22 protein-coding genes are annotated in these 26,086 nt (G+C 42.6%); 13 read left to right on the plus strand and 9 right to left on the minus strand.

The features are described from left to right. The first annotated feature begins 67 nt into the window (after positions 1-67). Positions 68-2,311 (plus strand): response regulator, encoded by a 2,244-nt coding sequence (locus C5O00_RS05620; RefSeq protein ID WP_105215687.1) that lies wholly within the window; start codon positions 68-70, stop codon positions 2,309-2,311. A 10-nt stretch (positions 2,312-2,321) separates the two neighbouring features. Here the strand turns inward: C5O00_RS05620 and C5O00_RS05625 are convergent, their stop codons facing one another. The 9 genes from C5O00_RS05625 to hemA form a co-directional block, all read right to left on the minus strand. Further along, a complete protein-coding gene (locus C5O00_RS05625) occupies positions 2,322-3,425 on the minus strand; it encodes a CNNM domain-containing protein (protein WP_105215689.1) in 1,104 nt (367 codons plus the stop codon). An 83-nt stretch (positions 3,426-3,508) separates the two neighbouring features. After that, positions 3,509-4,483, minus strand: a complete 975-nt coding sequence (gene hemB / locus C5O00_RS05630) for a porphobilinogen synthase (RefSeq protein WP_105215691.1) — start codon at positions 4,481-4,483, stop codon at positions 3,509-3,511. An 11-nt stretch (positions 4,484-4,494) separates the two neighbouring features. Continuing rightward, positions 4,495-5,397 (minus strand): oxygen-dependent coproporphyrinogen oxidase, encoded by a 903-nt coding sequence (gene hemF, locus C5O00_RS05635; protein WP_105215693.1) that lies wholly within the window; start codon positions 5,395-5,397, stop codon positions 4,495-4,497. Then, positions 5,394-6,137: an EI24 domain-containing protein gene (locus C5O00_RS05640; protein ID WP_105215695.1), complete on the minus strand. Its 744-nt coding sequence runs from the start codon at positions 6,135-6,137 to the stop codon at positions 5,394-5,396. Before C5O00_RS05640 ends, hemF begins: the two co-directional genes overlap by 4 nt. Next, positions 6,138-6,626: a DUF6973 domain-containing protein gene (locus tag C5O00_RS14725; protein WP_105215697.1), complete on the minus strand. Its 489-nt coding sequence runs from the start codon at positions 6,624-6,626 to the stop codon at positions 6,138-6,140. Then, on the minus strand, positions 6,623-7,657 hold the full coding sequence (gene hemE / locus C5O00_RS05650; protein WP_105215699.1) for a uroporphyrinogen decarboxylase: 1,035 nt from the start codon (positions 7,655-7,657) through the stop codon (positions 6,623-6,625). The genes C5O00_RS14725 and hemE overlap by 4 nt, the downstream gene beginning before the upstream one ends. Next, on the minus strand, positions 7,654-8,313 hold the full coding sequence (locus tag C5O00_RS05655) for a uroporphyrinogen-III synthase (protein ID WP_158676785.1): 660 nt from the start codon (positions 8,311-8,313) through the stop codon (positions 7,654-7,656). Before C5O00_RS05655 ends, hemE begins: the two co-directional genes overlap by 4 nt. Continuing rightward, positions 8,310-9,218, minus strand: a complete 909-nt coding sequence (hemC, locus tag C5O00_RS05660; RefSeq protein WP_105215703.1) for a hydroxymethylbilane synthase — start codon at positions 9,216-9,218, stop codon at positions 8,310-8,312. The genes C5O00_RS05655 and hemC overlap by 4 nt, the downstream gene beginning before the upstream one ends. After that, the gene (hemA, locus tag C5O00_RS05665) at positions 9,215-10,486 is read right to left on the minus strand and encodes a glutamyl-tRNA reductase (protein ID WP_105215705.1); all 1,272 of its coding nucleotides are present in this window, start codon (positions 10,484-10,486) and stop codon (positions 9,215-9,217) included. Before hemA ends, hemC begins: the two co-directional genes overlap by 4 nt. Before the next feature lie 195 nt (positions 10,487-10,681). Between hemA and C5O00_RS05670 the strand changes: the two genes are divergently transcribed. The 12 genes from C5O00_RS05670 (at position 10,682) to C5O00_RS05725 (ending at position 26,085) form a co-directional block, all read left to right on the plus strand. Further along, positions 10,682-11,566, plus strand: a complete 885-nt coding sequence (locus tag C5O00_RS05670; protein ID WP_105215707.1) for a helix-turn-helix domain-containing protein — start codon at positions 10,682-10,684, stop codon at positions 11,564-11,566. A gap of 293 nt (positions 11,567-11,859) precedes the next feature. Then, entirely contained in the window at positions 11,860-12,900 is a 1,041-nt protein-coding gene (gene hemH, locus C5O00_RS05675) for a ferrochelatase (protein ID WP_105215709.1), read from the plus strand. Beyond that, the gene (locus tag C5O00_RS05680) at positions 12,901-14,325 is read left to right on the plus strand and encodes an MATE family efflux transporter (RefSeq protein WP_105215711.1); all 1,425 of its coding nucleotides are present in this window, start codon (positions 12,901-12,903) and stop codon (positions 14,323-14,325) included. A 54-nt stretch (positions 14,326-14,379) separates the two neighbouring features. Continuing rightward, positions 14,380-15,231, plus strand: a complete 852-nt coding sequence (gene ppk2 / locus C5O00_RS05685; protein ID WP_105215713.1) for a polyphosphate kinase 2 — start codon at positions 14,380-14,382, stop codon at positions 15,229-15,231. Continuing rightward, entirely contained in the window at positions 15,231-16,040 is an 810-nt protein-coding gene (ppk2, locus tag C5O00_RS05690; RefSeq protein ID WP_105215715.1) for a polyphosphate kinase 2, read from the plus strand. Before ppk2 (C5O00_RS05685) ends, ppk2 (C5O00_RS05690) begins: the two co-directional genes overlap by 1 nt. 121 nt (positions 16,041-16,161) lie before the next feature. Continuing rightward, positions 16,162-19,269: a VPS10 domain-containing protein gene (locus C5O00_RS05695; protein WP_105215717.1), complete on the plus strand. Its 3,108-nt coding sequence runs from the start codon at positions 16,162-16,164 to the stop codon at positions 19,267-19,269. After that, positions 19,266-19,802, plus strand: a complete 537-nt coding sequence (locus C5O00_RS05700) for a CopD family protein (RefSeq protein ID WP_105215719.1) — start codon at positions 19,266-19,268, stop codon at positions 19,800-19,802. The genes C5O00_RS05695 and C5O00_RS05700 overlap by 4 nt, the downstream gene beginning before the upstream one ends. A 119-nt stretch (positions 19,803-19,921) precedes the next feature. After that, the gene (locus C5O00_RS05705) at positions 19,922-21,337 is read left to right on the plus strand and encodes a sensor histidine kinase (protein WP_105215721.1); all 1,416 of its coding nucleotides are present in this window, start codon (positions 19,922-19,924) and stop codon (positions 21,335-21,337) included. 56 nt (positions 21,338-21,393) lie between these two features. After that, positions 21,394-22,176, plus strand: coding sequence for an enoyl-CoA hydratase/isomerase family protein (locus C5O00_RS05710; protein WP_105215723.1), 783 nt, complete (start codon positions 21,394-21,396; stop codon positions 22,174-22,176). An 80-nt stretch (positions 22,177-22,256) separates the two neighbouring features. Then, positions 22,257-23,324 carry a PA0069 family radical SAM protein gene (locus C5O00_RS05715; RefSeq protein ID WP_105215725.1) on the plus strand — a complete coding sequence of 356 codons (1,068 nt, stop codon included), beginning with the start codon at positions 22,257-22,259 and terminating at the stop codon, positions 23,322-23,324. A 74-nt stretch (positions 23,325-23,398) separates the two neighbouring features. After that, positions 23,399-25,123, plus strand: a complete 1,725-nt coding sequence (locus tag C5O00_RS05720; RefSeq protein WP_105215727.1) for a DUF2135 domain-containing protein — start codon at positions 23,399-23,401, stop codon at positions 25,121-25,123. A 104-nt stretch (positions 25,124-25,227) separates the two neighbouring features. Beyond that, the gene (locus C5O00_RS05725) at positions 25,228-26,085 is read left to right on the plus strand and encodes a carboxypeptidase-like regulatory domain-containing protein (RefSeq protein ID WP_105215729.1); all 858 of its coding nucleotides are present in this window, start codon (positions 25,228-25,230) and stop codon (positions 26,083-26,085) included. Position 26,086 lies beyond the last annotated feature (1 nt).

The following is a 26,086-nucleotide window of genomic DNA, read 5'->3' on the forward strand; positions in this document are numbered from 1 at the left end:
TTTACGAGTTAAAAGTTAGAATTATAACAATTTTATCTTTAGATTTAGCACCCCCAAATAATTAAAAATGAGGCTACAACCTACTTTACAGCTACTCATCTTATTTTTCTGTGCGCCAATTTTACTGGCTCAAAACCCTTCTACCGAGACCGATAGATTAGAAAAACTATTGGATGATGCCTATACTCAGTATTATGAATATGAGTATAAGAAAGCTCTGGAATCCTGTTTATCCCTGTTAAATGAGGCACGCGCCGCTGGTAACGACTACTATATCTTTCGGGCGTATAACAAGTTGGGCAGCATTCACAATTCGGTAAAAGACACAGCACATAGCAGGATATATTTTGAAAAGGCCTTACAACATGCGCTTCAGATCAAGAGCGACAGCCTGATTTCCTGGGGCTATAACGATCTTGCCAATGTATACGCCGAGGATCCTTCCAGGTATTTAAAAACCATTACGCTCTACAAAGAAGGCATTAAAGTAAATCAGAGGGCAGGTTTGGACGACTATGAGAACCTTACCTTATATATGAATATAGGCTGGACCTATCTGGATGTAGAACGTCCAGAGGCGGCTTATCCATATCTTCAGAAAACGAGGGAGCTAAGTAAGCAAAAGAAGCAGCATCCGCTGTTTCTAATTAATCTCGATATTTTGTTCGGGAGATATCATTTTTATACAGATCCCACCTCTGTACAGGCTATTCAAATTCTAGAGGAGACGGCGGACAGGGCAGTTAAAGGTAATTACCTGGAACAAGCTGCATCTTCATACGAGTATCTTGCGAAATTGTATAATAACTCGGGGGACCTTGCATTGGCCAATTCGAGTTTATTAAAACAACTTGAACTCAAGGATAAATTACACAAACATCAGATGGAAGCCCAGCTCAACGAAGCCACGGCTAAATTCGAGCTGCAGCAATATCAGAGCGATCTGGCGGTGGCCAGGAATGAACAGGTATATGCAGACAGACTGGTAGCAAAATCCCGCCTATTGGTGGTGATATTTGCCGTAGCCTTTATTATACTTTTTAGTGCGCTAATTGTTTTCTATAAATCGCTTAAGGCACGGAAACGATTTATAAGTAAACTACACGATAAGAATGTCGAGCTTACCAGGGCTAAGGAAAAAGCAGAAAGACTTTCAATGCTGAAAACACAATTCTTCTCTACCGTGAGCCATGAACTTAGAACACCGCTATATGGTGTTATTGGGATCTCCTCATTACTATTGGACAATAAAAAATTAAATGACCACCGAAACGACCTTCAATCGTTGAAATTTTCGGCAGATTACCTGCTTGCGCTGATCAATGATGTGCTTACTCTCAATAAGATCGAAGCCAATGGAATCAGGCTGGAACATAATGCCTTTCACATGGGCACATTGATGAACAATATAATCCGCTCTTTTGCCTTTGGTCTGGAACAAAACAATAATCAACTTCATTTACGAATCGATAGCGCGTTGCCAGACTCTTTCGTAAGCGACTCGGTGCGTTTATCACAAATTCTCATGAACCTGGTTGGGAATGCGGTAAAATTCAATGAGAATGGAAATATTTGGGTGACCATTCATAATATGGGCGAGACCAAATCCGGGAACTACAAGGTTTATTTTGAAGTGAAAGACGACGGGATCGGAATTCCGAAGGAACAAAAAAATGCAATTTTCGAAGAATTTTCCCAAATGGAGAACAAGAATTATAACTACCAGGGAACCGGCTTAGGATTATCTATCGTTAAGAAACTACTTAGTGTTTTTGGTAGCGAAATAAGCCTGGAAAGTGAACTAGGATCCGGGGCTACATTTTCTTTCGAGATCGAGATGGAAGCAATCCCATCATCGGTCGTTGAGGCCCGTGAATTGAGCGATGAAACCTACGAAACGCTTACTGCCGAGGAGCATTTCTTCGACAATTTTCACATACTAGTGGTAGATGACAACAAGATCAACCAAAAGATCACCCAAAAAATACTGGAAACACGTAATTTCCAGTGTTCCCTGGCCAATGATGGCGAAGAAGCTATTGTTCTAACACGGGAAGGCAAATTTGATCTTATCCTAATGGACATCCACATGCCGAGAATGAATGGAATTGAAGCAACGAAGATCATTAGAGAATTCGACCAAAGCACGCCAATTGTTGCTCTTACGGCGGTTGAGGTTGCCGAAATGCGCAAATCCATTCTCGAATCTGGGATGAATGACATCATCCTCAAACCCTATGATGTTTCACAATTTCTAAATACACTTTTCCGGAATTTAAGTGCTGTGGTTGGGCACAACGAGACTTTCTAAGAGTGTCCCCCTATTCTGAAGATTCTTCGTCTTCCTGCTCTGCTTCGGTAAGTTTGATCCCCATGCGTTTGGCACGTCTCTCCCAGTTTTTACGTGCTTGTGCCTGCATGTCTTCGATGGTATCGCTCTCGTCCATGATTTCAAGGCCTAGCAATGTTTCTATGATATCTTCCATAGTAACAATACCAATAGTATTTCCAAATTCGTCTACCACAAGTGCAATATGGCCACGTTGTTTAATGAAGTTTTCGAAAAGTTCGGGGATGGGTTTCTCTGCATCTACCACAAATATATCGCGCCGTATATCGGAGAGGATCTTGTCTCCTTTTTCCTGCACGATCTCCTCAAGGATATCATCCTTTAGGACAAAACCTGTGATATTGTGAGTTTTTTCTTTAAACACGGGGATCCTGGAGAATTTTAGATTGTTGTGGGCCTCATAGAAGTCCTGTAAGGTGGTTTGCTCATCTTCCGATATCACCACAGGGAATGGAGTCATTACGTCTTTGGCCTGTACCGACTTAAATATGAGTAAATTCTTGATCACTGCGCTTTCGTTCTCTTCGAAGACTCCCTCCTTTTCGGCAGCATCGGTGATAGCCATAAATTCCTCCCTGCTCATATTACTAACATGAGCCGATTTACCAATGAGCTTAGTTGTAAGCATAAGAAGCCATAGTATTCCTGTGTATTTCAGAGGAGCAATAATGATCTTGAGGCTAAAAGCGGTGAATCCACCTAGCTTTTTCCAATAGGTGGCTCCAATGGTTTTGGGGATGATCTCCGAGACAATAAGTATAAGAAGCGTCATAACCGCAGAGACGATCCCTACTATATTCACTCCCCAAACATTCACTTTATAAGGCAGTTTTTCGGCTTCTACCCCAACCAGGATTGCACCAACCGTGTGAGCTATGGTATTAATAGTGAGGATAGCGATCAATGGTTTGTCGATATCCTTTTTCATCCTTATCAGAACTTTAGCATAGCCGTGTCCTTCGGTGTCCTTTAGTTTTAAAAAAGTAGGAGTAAAACTCAAAAGAGCTGCTTCCAGAATTGAGCAAAGGAAGGAAAAGAAGATCGATAGTATTGCGTAGACAATTAATAAGGTCATTCGGCCTGAATTTGCTGCAAGTTATAATTTTACTGAAACTCCTTGTTCGATTTCCGCCATAATTTTAATGTTTTCGGAACAAATCAGGAGATCAATTTTACTACATCTTTTGCAAAATAACTAGCAATTATATTAGCCCCGGCACGCTTTATAGCAGTTATTTGTTCCAACATGACACTGTTGTGATCCAACCAACCTTTTTCGGCTGCCGCTTTTAACATCGCGTATTCTCCGCTCACCTGATATACCGCTAAAGGAACATCTATGGCGTCTTTTACCTCTCTTACAATGTCCAGGTAACACAGTCCTGGCTTCACCATAACGATATCGGCACCTTCTTCAATATCCATAAGGGTTTCCTTTATAGCTTCATTGCGATTTGCCGGATCCATCTGATAGGTTTTTTTGTCTCCAAACCCCGGAGCCGAATCCAGGGCATCCCGAAACGGTCCATAAAAAGCCGATGCATACTTTGCGCTGTAGCTCATGATCCCTGTATCGTGGTATCCTTCATCTTCAAGTAAAGTTCTTATCTCGAACACCCTCCCATCCATCATATCGCTGGGCGCAACAAAATCGGCTCCCGCACTGGCGTGAGATAAAGACATTTCGGCCAGGATAGCGTTTGTATCGTCGTTAAGTATCTTTCCTTCAGATACAATACCGTCGTGCCCATAGCTGGAATAGGGATCTAAAGCCACATCGGTCATTACCAGCATCTCTGGAACCGCATTTTTCACAGTTTGAATAGCACGTTGCATGAGGCCATCCTTATTTAAAGCTTCTTTACCTGTGTTGTCTTTTAGTTCATCGGCAACTTTTACAAAAAGCAGCACAGCTTTTAATCCCATCGACCATAATGTTTTTGCCTCTTTGTCCAGTAGGTCCAGGCTTAATCGATAATAGCCCGGCATGGAAGAAATTTCCTCCTTTATACCTTTTCCTTCCACCACAAAAAGCGGCACGAGGAAATCATCCGGGGTGATAATCGTTTCTCTCACTAGGCTTCTAATGGCTTCTGAACTGCGTAATCTTCTATTTCTGTTTAAAGGATACATATTTCATTTATTTAGACCCATTCTCTTGGGTTCTGTAACACTTGGATCAGTTTTTCTTCTTCACTTCCCGGTTTGGGATGATGGTCGTAGCGCCACTGCACATGGGGAGGAAGGCTCATTAGTATACTTTCAATTCTTCCGTTGGTTTTAAGTCCGAACAAAGTCCCCTTATCATGTACCAGATTGAACTCTACATAGCGTCCCCTTCTAATTTCCTGCCAGTTCCTATGATCGTCATTATAAGGGATGACCTTTCGGCTCTCAACAATTGGAACATAGGCATCGAGAAAGCTATTGCCAACATCTGTAACAAAATCAAACCATTGCTGCATAGACATTTGGGGTGTTTCTTTGAGATAGTCGAAAAACAGACCTCCTATCCCTCTCGCTTCCTTTCTGTGGCTGTTATAAAAGTACTCGTCACATCGCTTCTTAAAGTTACTATAGAATTGCGGGTCATGCCTGTCGCAGGCATCCTTACAAACCTGGTGAAAGTGGGTGGCATCTTCCTTGAAAAGGTAATAAGGAGTGAGGTCTTGCCCACCGCCAAACCAGCTTGTCACTACTTCTCCCTGCTCGTTGTAAAGCTCGAAATATCTCCAGTTTGCATGAACTGTTGGGACGAAAGGATTTTTTGGGTGTAAGACAAGGCTGAGGCCACAGGCAAAGAAGTTTGCATCACTTACCCCGAAATATTGTTGCATACTTTCGGGAAGAGTACCGTGAACTTCACTAATATTCACCCCTCCTTTTTCGAATACGGCTCCATTTTCGATAACTCTGGTTTTACCACCTCCTCCTTCGGGTCGCTTCCATTCGTCCTCGTGAAAATTCCCTTGACCATCAATTTGCTCCAGACGGGAAGTGATGGTGTTTTGTAAATTCCGGATATAGGCTACAAATTCTTTTTTCATTTTTTTTCTGAAGGGTAGATAGTTTTTACGGTTTCGGTAGTAGCTGCGGTTACAGAAAGAGGCAGTACGAGGATGATTCCGAGTACCGGTATCAATAACATAAGCATGAATATCATTCCGTTGCCAATGGCCAGACCGCGATGATCACTTACAAAACGCACACTTTGAGAATAGCCGTAATGACGCTCCAGGGTATAATCCATATTTCCGAAACCGGCATAGTAAGATTGAACGAGGAAAAGTAGAATAGAGGAGATAAAGCCAATAACCGGAATGAAACTAATTATAAAAATAGGTATGGAAAGGAAAAGCTCCATTAACAGGTTTCTGCCATTAACCTTGATCCCCCGCCAAAGTTGAGAAAGGAAGGAAGTTTTTCTGTGTTCTCGTGTAGTACCCATAAGATGCGCCTCTATCTTCTCGGATACAGGACTCATAAAGGGAGCGCTAAGGGCCATAACGATGTGTTTATACAATATAAGTCCCAGTGCAACGATCATGATTCCACCTACAATATTGCTTATGGTTCTGAAAGTTTCTGCTCCCCACTCCCATACCCAGGCCTTTGAGATCAGGCTCCCGATATTGTCTGATAATCCATAGGCAGAAATTCCAATTACTATCGCGGTGATAAAACTAATTAGCATAGGAACACCAAAATATTTCCATAGGCCAAGAGTACTAATTAGCTTTAGTGTTCCACTATATGCGCGAATGCCACGTAGGATATTTTTGAACATTTAATCTGAAATATAGACCAGCTTGTCCTGGCAGTTATTAATTTCTTCAATTTTCTCGATTTTTACCGAATTTTCCATCATTTTGAGCAAAAAAACGATCATATTGTCTGTTTTTTGAGCAAAATGACTTAAAAATAGCTTCCTTCCAATGGCGTTATTATGACAATCCATTGCCTCGTCGAGCGGATCGTTCTGAGTTACTTTTTCATACATATTTGTCACTTTTTCGGCCCAAATTGTTGTTTTTTCGTCATTTTTGAACCTTTTTTGGCAAAAAATGCAAATTTCGAGGTTCCAAAGAGCGTGGCGAAACGCGTTTTCTTTTCGGTTAGTGTGATGACGCTTCCCGAACAGTTCGTTACACACTTTTATAGTAGATGTTGAGGCTCTAAAGGTTGGAATTACAAGAAGAGGGTTTTTCAGAAACAACATTCCAAATCGGAACAATTGTCTGCCGTTCATCTTTAGTATTCTTTTCCATAGATTCATCCGCTCGTATTGGGGTATTCTTTAACAGCTTCTACAAAAGCCCCGGCATTTTCAACCGGAATGTTGGGAAGAATGCCATGACCTAAATTTACGATATAACGATCTTTTCCAAACTCATCTATCATTTGTCTCACCATTTTCTTGATCTCGGCAGGCGGACTTAACAATCTTGAAGGATCGAAATTCCCTTGCAACGTTATATTTCCTCCGGTGAGGTATCTAGCGTTCCTGGCAGAGCAGGTCCAGTCTATTCCCAGAGCAGAGGCTCCGCTTTTCGCCATGGTATCCAGGGCAAACCAGCAGCCTTTGCCAAAAGCGATCACATGTGTTTCGTCTTTAAGAGCATCTACGATCTGTTGTATGTACTTCCAGCTAAATTCCTGGTAGTCCACAGGAGAAAGCATCCCACCCCAGCTGTCGAAGACCTGTACAGCATTGACACCGGCCCTCACTTTTTCCTTCAAATAGGCAATGGTGGTATCTGTGATCTTCTGTAATAGTTGGTGGGCCGCATCAGGTTGTGTAAAACAAAACTCCTTTGCCATTGCAAAATTTTTCGATCCCTGTCCTTCCACACAATAGCACAAAATGGTCCACGGGCTTCCGGCAAAACCAATGAGTGGGATCTCATCATTTAATTTTTCTTTGGTCATTTTTATGGCATCCATAACATATCCCAGGCTCTCATCTATATCCGGAACGATAACCCTATCCAGATCTTTAGGATCTCGTATGGGTTCGGGCAACCACGGGCCTACCCCCACTTTCATCTCCACATCTATATTCATTGCCTGCGGGATAACCAGTATGTCGCTAAACAGGATGGCGGCGTCCATTCCATATCTACGTATAGGTTGCACAGTGATCTCGCTGGCCAATTCGGGAGTACGGCAGCGTGTGAAAAAATCGTATTTAGCCTTTATCTGCATGAATTCGGGCAGGTATCTTCCGGCTTGCCTCATCATCCATACTGGTGGTCTGTCTACGGTTTCCCCTTTTAAGGCTCTTAGAAATAAATTGTTCTTAATCATTTTGAGTGTAAAATTTTCACTGTTTTTGCGATCACACTTTCTACTGTTGTGCTATTAGCAATGTATATATTTTGGGTATGTTTTTTTGCTTCTGAAGCAGTGGTATCTCCTATACAGATCACTGCCGATTCTCCAATCGTATTCAGCGCAGTAAAACTTGATACACCACTGGGGCTAAAAAACATGATTCCGTCGTATTTTCGGTCAATTTTCACCGGTTTTAGCTCAGTTTTGTATGTTTTTACTTCAAAAAGTTCATTTTTCGAGTTTTTTAAGCCATCCGGAATTTCATCTCTTCGCGACGTTCCGCAGAAGAAATGAAATTGTTCATTTTTGTACGAAAAATTTAAGAAATCAACCAATTCTGAGCTATAATTAACCGTTTTTATCACATTTTGGCCTAATTTCTTTAATTTTTGAGATGTTTTTTCCCCAACTGCAAATACCCTTGTAAGTGATACCCTTTCCGGGTTATTTTTAAAGACAATATCGACAGCGTTACTACTGCTAAAGATCGCATTCTTGATCTCCTTGGGCACTTGGAAATCCAGTGCTGTGATCTTGATGGCATCGTAGTCCACAAAAGACAACCCGGAATTTAATAACAACTCCTTTTGAGGCGCGGTTAATCGCCTTGTGGATAATACAGATCTCACTGCGATTTTTTTATTGTGTTCATGAGTTCGGCACCTCCGTTAGCCAGCATTTCTCTTGCGAAGACAGCGCCACAGCCTTTATAGTTGTTTGTTTCGATCTCTTTTTCCATACTTAGGGCAGTACGGCCGTCCAGTGACAGAAGTACGGCTTTAAAGCGAATAAGTTCACCTTCAATAATGGCTAGTGCTCCTATTGGTGCGGTGCAACCACCTTCCAATACCTGCAGGAATTCACGCTCTATTTCGGTGCAAATAGCCGATGGTTTATGATCGAGCTGTTGGGTTGCATCAATATGCCGAAGGTCATCTTGCCTGGCCACTACTACCATTGCTCCCTGCGCCGGAGCCGGGATCATCCAGTCTAAAAGCCTGTGATTCTCAGGTAATTTATCGATACGTTCAAGTCCGGCTTTGGCGAAAACAGCTCCCTGCCAGTCGCTATCCACGAGTTTTTGCAACCTCGTGTTTACGTTTCCACGTAAACCCACCACTTTGTGGTGGGGATAGCGACTTAGCCATTGCGCTTTCCTACGCAAGCTACCAGTTGCCACGGTACAAATATCTTCCGGGTTAAAATCGCCGTTGGTTACCAGTACATCTTCCGAAGCCGCTCTTTCCAGCACCGCGGATTGAACGATCCCCTTTGGTAATAAAGTAGGGACGTCCTTCATGCTGTGCACCGCAATGTCTACAGTTCTATTTAGCATTGCAATATCCAGTGTTTTGGTAAAGATCCCGGTGATCCCTAATTCGTAAAGTGGTTGGTCCAGGTTGAGGTCGCCAGTAGATTTTACGGCAACAAGTTCTGTCTTATAGCCTAAAAGTTCAAGTTTATCCTTTACCGTATTGGCCTGCCATAGCGCTAATTCGCTGTCGCGTGTTCCTATTCGTATCGGCTTACTCACAGCTCGTTGTTTGGAAGTTGGAAGACTTGCTTTATTAGAGCGATACCTTCCTGGGTGTCTACTTCGTCGTTCTTCAGGTGGTTTGCGAAGTGAGTGGTGATCTTATGGATGATCCTATCGCTAATGATCGCAGCCTGTTCCTCATTGAAATCGTTATTTTTCCTGCGCTGATAATCTATCTCGCCTTCCTTGATCTCGGCAAGTTTCAGCTTTAATGCTTTCAATGTAGGAGCAAAGCTTCGGTTTTCGGCCCAGGCGTTAAATTCGTTTTCAATTTCGGCAATGATCTTTTCGGCCTGAGGGATCTGTGATTGTCGGTGTGCCAGCGTACTGTCTGTAACTTTCGCAAGTTCATCAAGATGAACCAGGCTTACAAATTCATTTTCCAAAACATCTGCGGCAACGTTCTTCGGGATGGATAGATCCAGGATCAATAGTGGTTTCTTAAGGAAAAGCAACTCTTTATTGATGGTAGGTTTCTGGGCTCCTGTGGCCACAATAAGGACATCTGCCTGGCAAATTTCACTTTCAATGTTGGAGTAATCCTTAACCACCAGATTAAATTTACCGGCAACCGCTTCGGCCTTAACCTTTGTTCGGTTAATAAGGGTTATATGTTCGTTACGGGTATGTTTTATAAGGTTTTCACAAGTATTCCTCCCAATCTTTCCAATTCCGAATAGTAAAATATTTTTTTCTGAAATATATGGCACTCGCGCCATGATGTATTGAACGGCAGCGAAGCTAACCGAAGTCGCACCTGTAGAAAGTTCGGTTTCGTTCTTTATGCGCTTACTAGCTTGTATAACGGCATTCCCCAGCCGTTCCATATACGCATTGAGCATTCCTAGTTTCTTGGATTGTTTTAATCCGCTGCGCAACTGACTAATGATCTCGAAATCACCCAGAATCTGACTGTCTAGGCCTGTTGCCACCCTAAACAGATGAGATACAGCAGCCTTATTTTTATGGATGTAGGCTACTTTTTCAAATTCTTCTACGGTTCCATTAGTGTAATTGCATAGAAGTTTTATTAGCTGAAATGGATGTGAGGCAATCCCGTATAATTCGGTGCGATTGCAGGTAGAGACTACTGTAAGTGACTGTATGCCAGAGTCTCTGGCCTCTTCTAAAATGGCGGTTTGTGCCTCCTGTGTTACACTAAAATGCCCGCGAGTTTCAGCATCGGCCTTCTGATAATTGAGACCGATGGCATAAAAACTTTCTTCTCTACTTGCGGAGCCGTTAAGATTTCCGTTCACTTTCATACCTAAACGGCAAAAGTAACAACATCACATACTAAAAAATAACGCCAGAGGTATCATTAATGTCGAAACTTGTTAATTTGTTTTAAAAAATGATATAAATCAGTTAAATGCCCTAAATTTGGCTCTTACAGCCCCACTTTTAGCGTTATTATATAGAATTATTCTAAATAAGAATCAAATAAACAAGATGTACACATGCTAGAAAATGTCGCTCAAAGCATTTATGATGAAACGGTAGTGGATTCGAATGTTTTTATACTAAAATTTATAAACGAAACTACCGAGAATAGTTTCTTCAAGCGGGAGGTTAGTTCGAGTTTCATTCAGTTTCATTTTTGTGTAAAAGGGGCAGCCTCATTTAGTTTCAACAACGGGAATTACCGTTTACCTATAATGGATGAGACCTCTTTGCTATTATACAATCCTCAAAGAGATCTGCCTATCGAGGTGTCTGTTAGTCCGCGTTCGTGGGTTGTTTCTTTATTGCTTCCCATAAATAGCTTCCATGCACTATTCTCCCGTGATGCCGAATACATTTCCTTCCTCAGTAAGGAGAATAAAGATAGAAAGTACTATAAAGACCTCCCAATCACTCCGTCGATGGCAATTGTCCTTAACCAACTGCTTAATTTTAACCTTCATCCTTCGGTAAAGCCGCTGTATTTTAAAGCTAAAACCTACGAACTGCTCAGCTTGTATTTTAACAGGCCGGCCAACGTGGATATAGAACAATGCCCATTTCTGGTAGATGAGGACAATGTGATAAAGATAAAACGGGCCAAGGAGATAATTCTTGACAGAATGGCCGAACCACCCAGCCTGCAACAGTTAGCAGATGAAGTGCAACTGCCCATTAATCGTTTAAAGGAAGGATTTAAGCAGGTGTATGGAGATACGGTTTTTGGTTTTCTGTTCGATTATAAAATGGAATATGCCAGACAATTGCTTGCATCGGGCTCATACAATGTTAACGAAGTAGGCCTAAAGGTAGGCTATAGCACCGCGAGTCATTTTATTGCGGCTTTCAAAAAGAAGTATGGCACTACACCAAAGCGTTTCGTGATGGCCCTAACCCGTTAAAAAGTACTTGGATCGGGAGGTTTAGATGAAAGCTTTATTAGAATTAAGGTATCTAAATATTATGTATTAGCTTCTGAAGTACATATTCCCATGAAATTTGTCACAATTAGTAAAGTAAGAGAATAACCATTGAAGGATGATTTCATTTATACATTTATAACGTTAATCTACTCCTAAAGGCTATTGTCTTTCTGGATTATGAGGTATTTTTGTTTCAAATTTCAGGTCGGATACCCATCTCATCATATCATTGACACGATGATTCGTCCTCTATAAAAACATAAGAAATCAACTTGATGAAAGGAGTTCTACTTGTAAATCTAGGCTCACCGGATAGCACAGACCCTAAAGATGTAAAGAAATACCTAGACGAATTCTTAATGGATCCCCGGGTGATCGATGTACCTAAATGGGCACGAATCCTGCTCGTTCGGGGAATAATTCTCAATACCAGGCCGAAGAAATCGGCCGAAGCCTATAGCAAGATCTGGTGGGAAGAAGGTTCTCCGCTCATTGTTATTTCGGAGCGACTTCAGAAAAAAATTCAGAAAAAGATCAATATACCAGTAGCTCTGGCAATGCGGTATGGGAGCATGACCCTTAAAAAGGGATTGCAGGAACTGGCAGATCAGGGAGTTACCGAAGTACTAGTCATCCCGCTATACCCGCAATTTGCAATGGCTACCACCGAAACGATCAATGTAAAAGTAGATGAGCTTCAGAAAGAATTTTTTCCTCAACTTGAGATCACGTCGCTGCCTGCCTTTTATAATAAACCCGAATATATCGAAGTACTTTCTCGCAGCATAGCCGAATCTTTGGAAGGACAGGATTTTGATCATTTACTGTTTAGTTATCACGGGGTGCCGGAAAGGCATATCAGGAAAAGTGATATCACACGAGGACACTGCAAAATTGATGATATATGTTGTTTTACGCCATCGGAGGCACACAGGTTTTGTTACCGTCACCAGTGCTATGAAACTACACGAATGGTAGCCGATAGTCTTCAATTAAAAGAAGGAACCTATTCTACCAGTTTTCAATCTCGGTTAGGATTCGATCCTTGGCTTCAACCATATACAGACCGAACCATAGAACGCATGGGCAAATCCGGAATCAGGAAAATGGCGATAGTCACTCCCGCCTTTGTGAGCGATTGCCTGGAGACTCTCGAAGAGATCGCTATGGAAGGAGAGGAGATCTTCCACGAAGTGGGAGGAGAAGATTTTACCACCGTACCATGCCTGAACGACCGGGACGATTTTGCCGAGATCCTGGTTAACTGGATCGAGAAATGGCGTATCACAGATATAAAAACTGCTATTGCCTAAATGAGTAGGAACCGATCTGCCGAACTCGGCACCAAGCCCATTAGTAAGCTGCTCATACAGCAGGCTGTGCCTGCATCTATCGGGATACTTGTAATGTCACTCAACATGATCGTCGATACGATCTTTGTAGGTCGATGGATTGGTCCTTTGGCAATTTCGGCTATTACTGTGGTGATACCGGTAACATTTTTTATCGGGGCCATTGGTCTGGCAGTTGGTATTGGTGGAAGCTCTGTACTATCTAGGGCTTTGGGGGCAGGGAATCATGAGAAAGCACTAAGGGTCTTTGGCAATCAAACTACAATTACTTTTATTACATCGGCCGTACTGGCTATACTGGGCCTGGTCTTTCAATATCAACTTATCAATTTTTTCGGGGCCGACGATTCGTTTAGGGAGCTCGCACTTACTTATTATCGCATTGTACTTTATGGGATCGTCATGCTTGCCATGTGCATGATGGGGAACAACGTGATCCGGGCGGAAGGGAAACCCAAATTCGCGATGTATGCCATGATGCTTCCGGCCATTGGCAATATTTTCATGGACTGGATCTTCATAAAAGTATTTAATATGGGGATGGCAGGTGCTGCCTGGGCAACTTTTGTGAGTTATGCGGTTTGCTTTGCGTTTATTTTATGGTTTTTTATCGCAAAGAGCGAATTACGGTTAAAATGGCAAAGTTTTATTCTGAAACGCAAGATCGTAAACGAGATCAACGCCCTTAGTTTTGTAACGCTGGCGCGGCAGGGCACGATCGCTGTGCTTACCATTTTACTGAACAATGTTTTGATACGTTATGGGGATTCTCTGGACATTGCTGTCTATGGAATTATTAGCAGAATGCTCATGTTTGCCTTATTCCCTGTAATTGGTGTAAACCAGGGCTTTTTGCCAATAGCCGGTTACAATTACGGCGCGAAAAAGTTTGGCAGGGTAAGAGAATCTATCAATACCTCTATAAAATATTCGGGCTTTTTTGCCTTACTTATCTTCGCGATCATCATGTTGTTCCCCACCCAGATCGTTTCTATCTTTATAAGTAATTCTTCTTCCCTGGATGCTTCCACTTTAGCCAATAATGAAGAAATTCTGAAAAGAACACCTTCGGCATTACGTTGGGTATTCGCCGTCACGCCGGTGATCGTGATCCAGCTGATAGGAGCTTCCTATTTTCAAGCCATTGGGAAGGCCATCCCGGCCCTACTGCTTAGCCTTACCAAACAAGGGTTCTTCCTTATTCCCTTGTTATTGATCCTTCCTCCATTTATGGGTGTACTGGGGGTATGGGTATCTTTTCCCATTGCAGATACTTTAGCTACTATCCTCACGGGATACTATTTAAACCGGGCCGTTAAAAAAGATCTCAATCCCAATATTTCTGCAGAAGCTGTTGCTGTAGCCAATCCCGGCGACCATGACTAATGTCATTTTTAAAGTTATCTTTAATTAAGAATTTTATTAATTAACGTTACGCTTATGCTCGAACTTCAGGATTTCAAGGATGTTTCAGACCGCAACACCCTGCTACAGGTTTTACGCTCAAAATTACCGGAAGCGCTCTTTACCGAGATTATGCAATCGGTGCACTATGAAGACGCTCTACTCAAATTACAGGCCGAACTGGTGGATTTTCAGCAATGGGTTGCGAAGGAAGGCAGGCGGGTTTGTATCATTTTTGAAGGCCGCGACGCTGCGGGCAAAGGTGGTGCGATCAGAAGGTTCACAGAGCACCTTAATCCGCGGTCGATGCGAGTGGTAGCGTTAACCAAACCCACCAACGTGGAGAAAGGGCAGTGGTATTTCAGAAGATATATAAAAGTACTTCCAGACCCTGGGGAGATCGTTTTTTTCGACAGAAGCTGGTATAATCGGGCAGTGGTCGAGCCTGTTATGGGTTTTTGTAATAAGGACGAATACGAGAAATTTATGGTGCAGGTCCCCGAATTCGAGCATATGTTATACGAAGATGGGGTGGACATCATAAAATTCTGGTTCTCCATTTCGAAAGAAGAGCAGCAAAGACGGTTCAACGCCCGGCTGGAAAATCCCTTAAAACAATGGAAATTTAGCCCTGTTGATAGAGTTGGGCAACGAAAATGGGATGATTATACTTACTATAAAGAACAGATGTTTAGTAAGACCCATACTTCATTTTGCCCCTGGATGATCATAAAGACAAACAACAAGAAAGAAGCCCGCCTGGAGAGTATTCGATATGTGTTGTCCAGGTTTAGCTACGATAATAAAGGAGAATCCGGGGCCGATATATTTCCCGATCCGAATGTGGCGCAGCGATACCATCGAATGATCAAACAAATAGATATCTAATGGGAATTAAACTTTCAGACAAGGAGATAAAGATCCTCAATTCAAAAAAAGGGATCAAGCAAATGATCATTACAGATGGGCATTCAGTATCCAAAGCCCTTCGTTACGTTAAATATGAAGCACGTTTAAAGTCGCTTCAGGAGGAACTTATAAAACTGCAACAATGGGTTGCGGAAAACGATAAAAAATTAGTGATACTGTTTGAAGGTAGAGATGCCGCAGGTAAGGGAGGCGCGATAAGACGGATCACTCAGCATCTCAATCCCAGGGAATTTAGTATCGTTGCCCTCCCAAAACCCACCGAGGAAGAACAGAGTCAGTGGTATTTCCAACGCTATATTAACAGATTACCACAAAAGGGCAAGATCGTATTTTTCGACAGGAGCTGGTACAATCGGGCTGTGGTAGAGCCGGTGAATGGCTTCTGCCACGAGCACCAGTATCAAACTTTTATGAACCAGGTGAACGAATTTGAGCGTATGATCATAGAATCGGGGATCCTTCTCATAAAACTGTATTTTTCAATAAGTAAAGGAGAGCAGGCAAGGCGTTTTGAAGACATAAAGAAGAGTCCCGTTAAGAAATGGAAATTTAGTCCGGTAGACCAAAATGCTTTGAAATTATGGGACGTTTATACAGAATACAAAACAAAGATGTTTGCCAGAACCAATACCGAGATCGCACCTTGGCATATTATCAGGGCTAATAAAAAAACCAAGGCCAGGATCGAGGTAATAGAAAAGATACTGGACCTTGTGCCCTACGATCCTAAAGATACCAAATTGATCACCCACGTTAAAATGGAATAGCATAATCCTGGGGTAACGTATAAACCTGTTAGGGTTCTGTTTATAACACTTAAACGAATTTATTCGGGATTGGTTTTACTGAAAATACCTATCTTTAACCAAACTAATTTAATCCCGATTTATGTCGCTATACCACCCAAAACTCAAGTTACTCTTTCTATTTTTTTTCTTCGGAATTCTTACTGAAAATTTACCGGCACAAACCTACGAAACATCTCTTTACGATGCCCTGGAGTATAGGCTCATTGGGCCATTTCGAGGAGGCCGAAGTGCTGCGGTAACCGGTGTGCCCGGAAAGCCAAACCTATTTTATTTTGGAGCTACAGGGGGCGGTGTTTGGAGAACGACAGACGGTGGCCGTCATTGGCAGAACATTTCCGATGGATATTTTGGAGGCTCGATCGGGGCCATTGAAGTGGCACAGGGCGACCCCAACGTGATCTATGTTGGTGGTGGAGAAAAGACAGTTCGTGGTAATGTTTCGTCCGGCTACGGAATTTGGAAAACAGAAGATGCCGGAAAGACCTGGGTTCAGTCCGGGTTGGAAAAGGCAAGGCACATCCCTCGTATTGCAGTTCATCCAAAAGACCATCAAATAGTATATGCTGCAGTGCTTGGTAACATTTACAAACCAACACCCGATCGTGGGGTGTACAAGAGTACCGATGGTGGTAAATCCTGGAGAAAGACCTTATTCGCCAATGAAGATGCGGGCGCAGTAGATCTTATCATGGATCCTAACAATCCTCGGATATTATATGCTTCAACCTGGAATGTTCGACGCACTCCCTACAGCCTTAGTAGTGGCGGTGACGGTTCTGCACTTTGGAAAAGTACAGATAGCGGTGAAAGCTGGAAGGAAATATCGAAGAATGAAGGATTTCCTACAGACACCCTGGGTATTATTGGCGTTACCGTATCTCCTGTAAACAGTGATCGCGTATGGGCTATAGTAGAGAACAAAGAAAAAGGAGGAGTTTACCGTAGTGAAGATGGAGGGGAAACATGGAAATTGGTAAACAGCGAACGAAAACTTAGACAAAGAGCCTGGTATTATACCCGTATTTATGCCGACCCTAAAGATGAAGATGTGATGTATGTTCTTAATGTACGTTACCATAAAAGCACCGATGGCGGAAAAACCTACGAGACGTATAACGCACCTCATGGCGATCATCACGATCTGTGGATAGCCCCCGAAAATCCTATGCGAATGATCATTGGGGATGACGGTGGTGCACAGGTTACCTACGATGGTGGGGAGACATGGAGTACCTATTACAATCAGCCTACTTCACAATTTTACCGGGTAACTACAGATAATTCTTTTCCTTATCGAATTTACGCTGCACAGCAGGACAACTCCACCGTAAGGATAGCCCATCGTAATGAGAGTAGAAGCATAGATGAAGATGACTGGGAATCGACTGCCGGAGGTGAAAGTGCCCATATTGCGGTTGATCCGGAAAACAACGAAATTGTGTATGGCGGGAGCTATGACGGCTTCTTAACGCGCTATAACCATGATAATGGAACGGTACGAAGTGTAAGTGTGTGGCCGGATAATCCAATGGGTCATGGTGCCGAGGCGATGAAATACAGGTTTCAATGGAACTTTCCTATTTTCTTTTCACCACATGATCCAAATAAACTATATACTGCATCCAATCACCTTCATGTTACTACCAATGAGGGGGAAAGTTGGAAAGTTATCAGTCCCGATCTTACTAGAAACGACCCCACTAAATTAGGTTCTTCAGGAGGTCCTATTACTCAGGATAATACTTCGGTAGAATACTATTGTACCATTTTTGCAGCCGCCGAATCGCCGGTAACACCAGGTTTATTATGGACAGGAAGTGATGACGGCCTGGTTCATGTGTCGAGAAACGGAGGTTCTACTTGGGAAAATGTAACTCCCAAAGGAATGCCCGAATGGATGATGATCAATAGCGTCGAGCCGTCTGTATACGACCCTGCTACCTGTTATATCGCAGGAACTAAATATAAGTCGGGAGATTTTGCCCCGTATTTGTATAAGACCAACGATTACGGAAAAACCTGGAAGAAGATCACCAACGGGATACCTTCCGAGCATTTTACACGTGTACTACGAGAAGATCCAAAACGTAAAGGTATCCTCTATGCCGGTACCGAGACCGGGATGTATATTTCTTTCGATGATGGGGCAAGCTGGAGTTCCTTTCAGCTTAATTTACCCATAGTGCCTATAACAGATCTTGCATTGAAAGACAATAATCTTATTGTAGCCACTCAAGGAAGAAGCCTATGGATTATAGACGACCTTACGGTACTTCATCAATTGGCAGCCGCAAAAAACAAAGAGAATTTTCTTTATAAACCTAAGGATACTTATAGGATGGGGGGCAATTCCCGTAGTGGGTCGCTCACATCCGGGACCAATCATCCCGCCGGCGTGATGACCTATTTCTATGTAAAAGATCCGGAAGAAAAGGAGATCAGGCTAAGTTATCTAAACAGCAAAGGAGATACCCTAAAGACCTTCAGCACTAAAGACAAAAAGGATAAACTCAAGGTGAAGAAAGGAGCCAACTTTCATACCTGGAATCTGGAAGGAAAGGGGGCCGAAAAACTGGACGGTATGATATTATGGTGGGCAAGTACCGATGCACCAAAGGCTGTTCCCGGACAATACAAGGTTGTGCTCGAAATTGAAGATGAGTCCTTTTCACAGCCATTTACAGTCCTGGCCGATAAGAATGCCGAGACTGATGCTGCCGGGATGCAGCGGCAATTCGATTTTATTACAGATATCAATGAAACGGTGGACAAAGCGCATAAATCCATAAAGAAGATCAGGAATATAAATAAGCAACTTTCGGCCTTTCAGAAACAATACAAGGACAATGAAGAAGTAAAAGAACTGGTAGAAAAGGCGAAAACGCTTAGTGAAAACTTCTCAGAAATTGAAAAGGCGCTGTATCAAACCAAAAACAAGAGCGGCCAGGATCCATTGAATTTTCCTATAAAATTAACCAATAAACTAGCGCATCTGAACAGCCTGGTAAGTATGGACGATTTTCCACCTACCCAACAGGACGTGGCCGTTAAGGACGAGCTCACTGCCAAGATCAATGCCCAATTGGTGAAATTCGACAAGCTGGTCTCTGAAGAAATAGCAGAATTTAATAGACAGTTCAACAGCAAAAACCTGAATTATCTGTTTGTTGAAGACGAAAAGGAATAGTGGAATATAATTATATAAAATCCTTACATCTCATCTTTGTGATCACCTGGTTTGCAGGTCTGTTCTACATAGTTCGCCTTTTTGTATACCAGATCGAAGCCTCCCAAAAGCCTTCACCCGATAAGGAAATAATAGGTGAGCAGCTAAAACTTATGGCGCGACGCCTGTGGTTTATCATTAGCTGGCCATCTATGATACTGGCTACCGGCTTTGCTGTCTGGTTGTTAGTACTTAGACCTTTCTACATCTCGGATGCATGGATGCAGGTGAAACTGGGGTTTGTGGTCCTGCTTATAATTTACCACATAAAATGTCATCTCATCTTCAAAGACCTCCAGCGCGATAAGGTAACTTATTCATCTAATTTTATGCGAATATTCAACGAAGGAGCTACGATAATTTTATTTGCCGTGGTTTTTTTGGTGATTCTGAAAAATGCCATAAACTGGATCTACGGCACCATTGGACTCATTCTCTTTGCAGTTATCATTATGCTGGGCTTTAAACTGTATAAACGAATTCGGGAAAAGTAACAGAAGCAGTTCGCGGGTACCCCAACTGCTTCAAATTGGTTTGATTATTGCTATCTTCACTAAAAAATACAAGCTTGGCTTTTTACAAACGCTCACTTCGAAACCGGATCTTCTTTTCAATGATAGCCCTAATACTGCTGGCATCGGTGTTGATCGCTATAGTGACTATATTTCAGTACAGGGAAGAGGCTGTAGATTATCACAGGGAACGGCTGCAAAGAAAAGAAGCCAATATTAGGGAAAACATCGATTATGTGCTTCGGAATACAACCTACCCGGTTGAAACCGACAAAGTACCTCTAATTTTTAAGGAGAAGATCTACGAACTTAAAGACATTCATAAGCTTGAGATCTACCTTTACGACCTGGAAGGCGGCTTACTGAAATCGTCTAAAGCATCTTTTTTCAGGGACACAACAAACACTCGTGTTCCCGAGTATGTCCTCAAAGAGCTGGAATCGCGTTCCAACAAAACCTATATAGAACAATTTACAGAAGACGGACAGCACTACCAGTCGTCTTATAGCATTATTACCGACCAGTATTTTAAACCCCTGGCCATTTTATACCTGCCTTATATAGAGGATGATGGCTTTATTAACAGAGAACTGAAGGAAAGCCTTTCCAGATTAGGCCTTGCGTACTTCGTTATGCTCCTTATTGCTATCGCCCTGGCGTATTTCCTCTCAAAATATATCACACGTTCCCTCAATGATGTGAGTGAAAAGATAACCGAAACACGGCTTAATAAGCGAAATAAAAAGATCGAGGTGGACAAGAGAACCACCGAAGAGATCTCCACTCTTGTAAAGGCGTATAACGGGATGATCGATGAACTGGAAAGCAGTGCTGCGCAACTGGCGGCCAACGAAAGAGAGGCAGCATGGAGAGAAATGGCAAAACAGGTGGCTCATGAGATCAAAAATCCCCTTACGCCTATGCGGTTAACTGTGCAAAGTTTTCAGCGGAATTTCGATCCTGAGGATCCGGATGTGCATACTAAACTTGAAGAATACAGTAATACACTTATACAGCAGATAGATACAATGAGTTCCATAGCGTCTGCCTTCTCTACTTACGCTAAAATGCCGGCTCAACAGGACGAAACCCTCAATGTGGTACAGATCACAAAACTGGCACTGGATATTTTTAACGAAGATTATATCTACTTTTTCCCTGAGGAGAAAGAATTGATCGCCCGTTTCGATCGAACGCAGCTTATACGGGTGGTTACTAATCTCATAAAGAACAGTATTCAGGCTATAGAGCAGGGAGAAATCGATGAGCCTCGAATTGAGGTGAAAGTTTTTGCCGAAGCCAATAATGCGGTCATTACCGTAACCGATAATGGCGTGGGAGTTTCTGAAGAAAACATCGACAAGGTTTTCGAGCCTAAATTTACCACCAAAACCAGTGGCATGGGTCTGGGACTGGCGATGGTGAAGAAGATCGTAGAAACCTACAACGGAAAGATCACCTTCGTTTCTAAAGTACATGAAAGCACCACATTTAAGGTGACATTTCCCAGAACGTAAACGGGATTTTCGTATTTTTATATCCTACATATCCCCAAAACCTAACACTATTCACAATGAAATACGAAAATGTACTTACGCATTCCGATAACGGGATCACCACAATTACTATTAACAGACCTTCTAAATTAAACGCCCTGAACAAAGCCACAATCAAAGAGCTGCATGAGGCGTTTAAAGAAGCGGACATTGATAAGTCCACCAGGGTTATCCTGGTAACCGGAAGCGGCGAAAAGGCCTTCGTTGCCGGCGCCGATATCAGCGAGTTTGCAGATTATTCTGTTTCCCAGGGAGCAGAACTCGCCTCCCAGGGGCAGGCGCTACTATTCGATTTTGTAGCGCATTTATCTACCCCTGTAATTGCCGCTATCAACGGTTTTGCGCTGGGAGGGGGCCTTGAACTGGCCATGTCTGCCCATTTCCGAATTGCCAGCGAGAATGCCAAAATGGGATTACCGGAGGTTTCTTTGGGGGTTATCCCGGGTTATGGAGGGACACAGCGACTTCCACAGCTTGTTGGCAAAGGCCGGGCCTTCGAAATGATCATGACCGCAGGAATGATTAGTGCCGAACAGGCTCTTCAGTACGGGCTGGTAAATCATGTTACTACCCTGGAAGATCTAATGCCCTTAACCGAAAAGATCGCCGAAAAGATCGCAAATAATTCTTCGGTGGCAATTTCAGCAGCCATTACGGCTATCAATGCAGGATACGAAGATGGCGAGAATGGTTATGATGAAGAGATCACCCAGTTTGGTAAATGTTTTGGAACTGCCGATTTCCATGAAGGTACCCAGGCATTTCTTGAAAAAAGAAAGGCAAATTTCCCGGGCAAATAGGAAATAGTCCGAATCGAATAGGAAATAATCCAATAAATATTTAACTTTGAGGTTCTCCACAAGAATCTCAAAGTTTTTTTATGTCCCAACCCATTAAAGGCCGTGGCGCTCAGCGTAAGGTTCACAATCGTTTTTTTGAATTAGAGCATGAGTTTCGTGCAGATTTTCTTAATTATTGCACGCAGGAAGGAGAAGAACATGAGTCTAACCAAACACGTTATATAGAGGTCTTCCCAAAAACCTTTGTAAACAAAGTGGTGAGTCCGGATGTTCGGATGGAGTTTTCGGCCAACCCATATCAGGGCTGCGAACACGGTTGTGTGTATTGTTATGCCCGAAATTCGCACGAATACTGGGGTTATGGTGCCGGGGTAGATTTTGAACGAAACATCCTTATAAAGCGTGATGCTCCCAAGTTACTCGAGCAAACGCTTCAGAAAAAATCCTGGAAGGGCAACACCATTGTTTTCTCCGGAAACACAGACTGTTATCAACCTGTAGAACGAAAGCTCAAAATTACCCGGGCCTGCCTTGAGGTCATGTTGAAATGGAAACATCCCACTGGAATTATAACCAAGAACTCTCTTATATTAAGAGATCTTGACATCCTGATGGAAATGGCAAAATTCAATACCATTGCAGTAAATGTTTCAATTAATACACTTAGCGAAAAGACGCGCCGGCTCCTGGAGCCCAGAACTGCCAGCATAAAGCAGCGATTAAAGACCGTTGAAATTCTTTCTGAAAAAGGGATCCCTGTGAATGTAATGATCGCTCCGGTTATACCCTCTCTTAATAGTCATGAAGTGTTACCCATTATTAAAAAAGTATCTCAATTGGGCGCAGTGAGTGTAGCACATACAGTAGTCCGCTTAAACGGACAGATAGCCTTATTATTTGAGGACTGGGCCAGAAAGACCATCCCTCATCGAGCCGACAGAATATTAAACCAGATAGCTCAGTGCCACGGTGGAAACTTAAACGACAGTAATTGGGGCCGCAGGATGAGAGGGGAGGGAACGATCGCGAAACAAATTTCAGATTCGGTAAAGCTGGGCAAGAAAAAATACCTCACAGGCAGAGGGATGCCCCAATTGGATAAGACACACTATCTTCAGCTAAAAGATCCGCAAATGAGACTTTTCTAAGTTTTAAGGCGGTGTTAATTTGTTTCAGTAATAAAATAGAATAGCTATCTTGGAATTGAGATCAATAAAGAACAATGAAGAAGGTCCTATTAATTTTAATTTATATCTGTGTTAGTAGTGTTTACTCCCAGGATGCGAATCTGAAGGAAGAAACAAGTGCAAATAATATTGATAATCTTGTCTATGGCGTTGTGTATAACGAAGCTGGGCCAATACAAGGTGCGATGGTTAGGATTAAAGACACTTTTGAAGAGACCCGGACTGCGGCAAATGGTATGTACAGGATCCTGGCTTCAAAAGGAGATATTCTAGAGATCAGGGCGCTTGGTATGCTTATAAAGGATACCATGGTGCAGGATACCAGGAAGATCCACATACCCCTGGAACCGGATGGAGAATTACTGGAAACCATTAGAATATTAGCAAAAAAAGGCGAAAAAGAAACGGTTAATACTGCTTTTGGTGAAAAGAAAAAAGCAGCAGTAGGTTATTCTACGAGAAATACCATTAATAGGGAAGAAATACGAAGCGACCAATTGGAACTATGGCAGATCTTACAGAAAATGCCTGGGGTGGTGGTGGAAAATCCGGGAGGGCCTAATCCCTTGTATAAACTTCGACGGACGATGGAGATCACCATCCACGGAACCACCTACCCCGTACTCGTGGTGAATGGGATGTTGTTCGAACAAAACGGACAACAACCTTATGTGAACGTGCAGCAAATTAAAAGTATCAAAGTGCTAAACTCTCTCAATGCTACAGTTAAATATGGCCAGTTAGCTGCCTTTGGGGCTATAGTTATTGAAACAGATCAGGGACCGGAAAGAGAGTATATCGAGCAACCCCAGCTAAAACAGCTAAGTGGGAACGACTATAATGAAATGATAAGCACCCTGGCTGAAGCACGGGAAAAGTCTCCAAAACCCGAATATGTAGCCCAGCTAGAAAAAGCCAAAGATCTCGATGAGGCCAGACGCATTTATTTGGATTTGCTGAAACAGACAAAACCCAAGTCGGTGAGTTTTTATCTGGAAGCCGGCGATTATTTCAGGAAATGGGATCCCAAATTCGCCAATGAAGTTGTATCGAATATAGCCGAAATTGCCCCTACCAATGTAAAAGCCCTGAAGTCCTTAGCCTATACCTACGAGGCCTATGGCAAAGATGAATTGGCAACCCCCATTTACGAACGAATTGTGAATCTGGCCCCTTCCGAAGTTCAGCCTTACCTGGATCTGGCCAGGAATTATAAGCAGGTTGGCAACTATCAATTATCGGCTACTTTATATAAACAAATGGTGGCCAATAGTATTCCCAAAGTAGATTTTAACGAGGTGGGGGTGATCGTTTTTAACGAATTCAAACAACTTATAACCCTGCATAAATCGAAGATAAACTTTCAGGACATTCCCAACGAATTATTGCGGGTAGGATTTAAGAAGGATATACGTCTGGTTGTAGAATGGAACGACCCTCTCGCAGATTTCGAACTGCAGTTTATCACCCCTGGCAAAAAGTACTATCCGTACCTTCATAATCTGTATGGAGATCAGGATCGGTTACGACAGGAAATAGAACAGGGGTTTTCAATAAAGGAGTTCGACATTGAAGATGCCGATCGTGGCACCTGGATGATCAATTTAAAGTATTCGGGTATACAAGATGAAATTAATCCAACCATGTTGAAATACACCTTATACAGAAATTATGGTTTACCCACCGAGGAACGTATCGTTAAGATCGTGAAATTACAGGATCTAGAAGAGAAGGTCACCCTGGATTCTTTTGTGTATTAATCATTTCAGAATTCTACTTTCCTAAACGAAACAACGGTTTCCCTCAATGTATATTTTTTTCTAAATGTCCCGATAGTAGTTTCAGGGTATAAAAATCTGTACGCATGAGAATTTATACCCTTGTCACATTTTTGTTCGTTTGTCTTTCGGTATTCAGCCAGGAGGAGTTCGCCATTCGGGCCACCATTGTCGATGCAAATTCCGGCAAGCCTGTAGAGTATGTTAATATTGGTTTTGAAGGAAAGGGAATAGGCACAGTAAGTGCTTCCAACGGAAGTTTCTTTCTGAAACTAAATAATACTCTTATCTCCTTAGAGACCGACCTGGTTGTCTCTTCCATAGGTTATGTTACAGAACGTATTCCTTTTAACGAATGGAAAGATTGGGGAGAGCCTGGAAAGTATATCTTGCTGCAACCTGAAACCACTACCCTGGATCCGGTAGTGATAGTGGCCGGGAAAAGAGAATATGAACGATTAGGCAGCGAAACATATTCGCTTAGTGAGTTGGGCTACTGGACCGAGAAGGATGCCCTGGGAGGGGAACTTGCCTCGAGGATAAGGATCGATAATGAGAGAACTCGGCTGCACGATCTTAAATTTCATGTGATCCGCAACGAGGCGGACAGTATTAAGTTGCGCATCAATATTTACCGTTGCGAGAATAATATGCCCGGGGAGAATATCTTACGCACCAACATCTATCATACGATCAGGAAACCAAAAGGAATTGAGATTATACCCTTGAAGCAGCACAATATAGTTGTAGATAACGACATTGTGGTGGGGATCGAAATGATCGAATCCTACGGGGAGGAACTTTATCTGTCTGTTTCGGCAACTCCTTTTGGCGGCACAGCCTATCTAAGAGAAAGGAGTCAGTCTAACTGGGATGTACGATGGAATTTCGGACTCGCATTCGGGTTGTTGAGTTCGTACCCTATTACCCCATCCAACCCCTGAT

Origin of the sequence: Pukyongia salina (genome assembly GCF_002966125.1) — a bacterium.
In the GTDB taxonomy this organism is placed as follows: Bacteria; Bacteroidota; Bacteroidia; order Flavobacteriales; family Flavobacteriaceae; genus Pukyongia; species Pukyongia salina.

Excerpts from the sequence above, each read along its gene's own strand:
- C5O00_RS05620 (WP_105215687.1), top strand. The coding sequence starts at position 68 with ATGAGGCTACAACCTACTTTACAGCTACTCATCTTATTTTTCTGTGCG.
- C5O00_RS05625 (WP_105215689.1), bottom strand. The coding sequence starts at position 3,425 with ATGACCTTATTAATTGTCTACGCAATACTATCGATCTTCTTTTCCTTC.
- hemB (WP_105215691.1), bottom strand. The coding sequence starts at position 4,483 with ATGTATCCTTTAAACAGAAATAGAAGATTACGCAGTTCAGAAGCCATT.
- hemF (WP_105215693.1), bottom strand. The coding sequence starts at position 5,397 with ATGAAAAAAGAATTTGTAGCCTATATCCGGAATTTACAAAACACCATC.
- C5O00_RS05640 (WP_105215695.1), bottom strand. The coding sequence starts at position 6,137 with ATGTTCAAAAATATCCTACGTGGCATTCGCGCATATAGTGGAACACTA.
- C5O00_RS14725 (WP_105215697.1), bottom strand. The coding sequence starts at position 6,626 with ATGAATCTATGGAAAAGAATACTAAAGATGAACGGCAGACAATTGTTC.
- hemE (WP_105215699.1), bottom strand. The coding sequence starts at position 7,657 with ATGATTAAGAACAATTTATTTCTAAGAGCCTTAAAAGGGGAAACCGTA.
- hemA (WP_105215705.1), bottom strand. The coding sequence starts at position 10,486 with ATGAAAGTGAACGGAAATCTTAACGGCTCCGCAAGTAGAGAAGAAAGT.
- C5O00_RS05670 (WP_105215707.1), top strand. The coding sequence starts at position 10,682 with ATGCTAGAAAATGTCGCTCAAAGCATTTATGATGAAACGGTAGTGGAT.
- C5O00_RS05680 (WP_105215711.1), top strand. The coding sequence starts at position 12,901 with ATGAGTAGGAACCGATCTGCCGAACTCGGCACCAAGCCCATTAGTAAG.
- ppk2 (WP_105215713.1), top strand. The coding sequence starts at position 14,380 with ATGCTCGAACTTCAGGATTTCAAGGATGTTTCAGACCGCAACACCCTG.
- ppk2 (WP_105215715.1), top strand. The coding sequence starts at position 15,231 with ATGGGAATTAAACTTTCAGACAAGGAGATAAAGATCCTCAATTCAAAA.
- C5O00_RS05695 (WP_105215717.1), top strand. The coding sequence starts at position 16,162 with ATGTCGCTATACCACCCAAAACTCAAGTTACTCTTTCTATTTTTTTTC.
- C5O00_RS05705 (WP_105215721.1), top strand. The coding sequence starts at position 19,922 with ATGATAGCCCTAATACTGCTGGCATCGGTGTTGATCGCTATAGTGACT.
- C5O00_RS05710 (WP_105215723.1), top strand. The coding sequence starts at position 21,394 with ATGAAATACGAAAATGTACTTACGCATTCCGATAACGGGATCACCACA.
- C5O00_RS05715 (WP_105215725.1), top strand. The coding sequence starts at position 22,257 with ATGTCCCAACCCATTAAAGGCCGTGGCGCTCAGCGTAAGGTTCACAAT.
- C5O00_RS05720 (WP_105215727.1), top strand. The coding sequence starts at position 23,399 with ATGAAGAAGGTCCTATTAATTTTAATTTATATCTGTGTTAGTAGTGTT.
- C5O00_RS05725 (WP_105215729.1), top strand. The coding sequence starts at position 25,228 with ATGAGAATTTATACCCTTGTCACATTTTTGTTCGTTTGTCTTTCGGTA.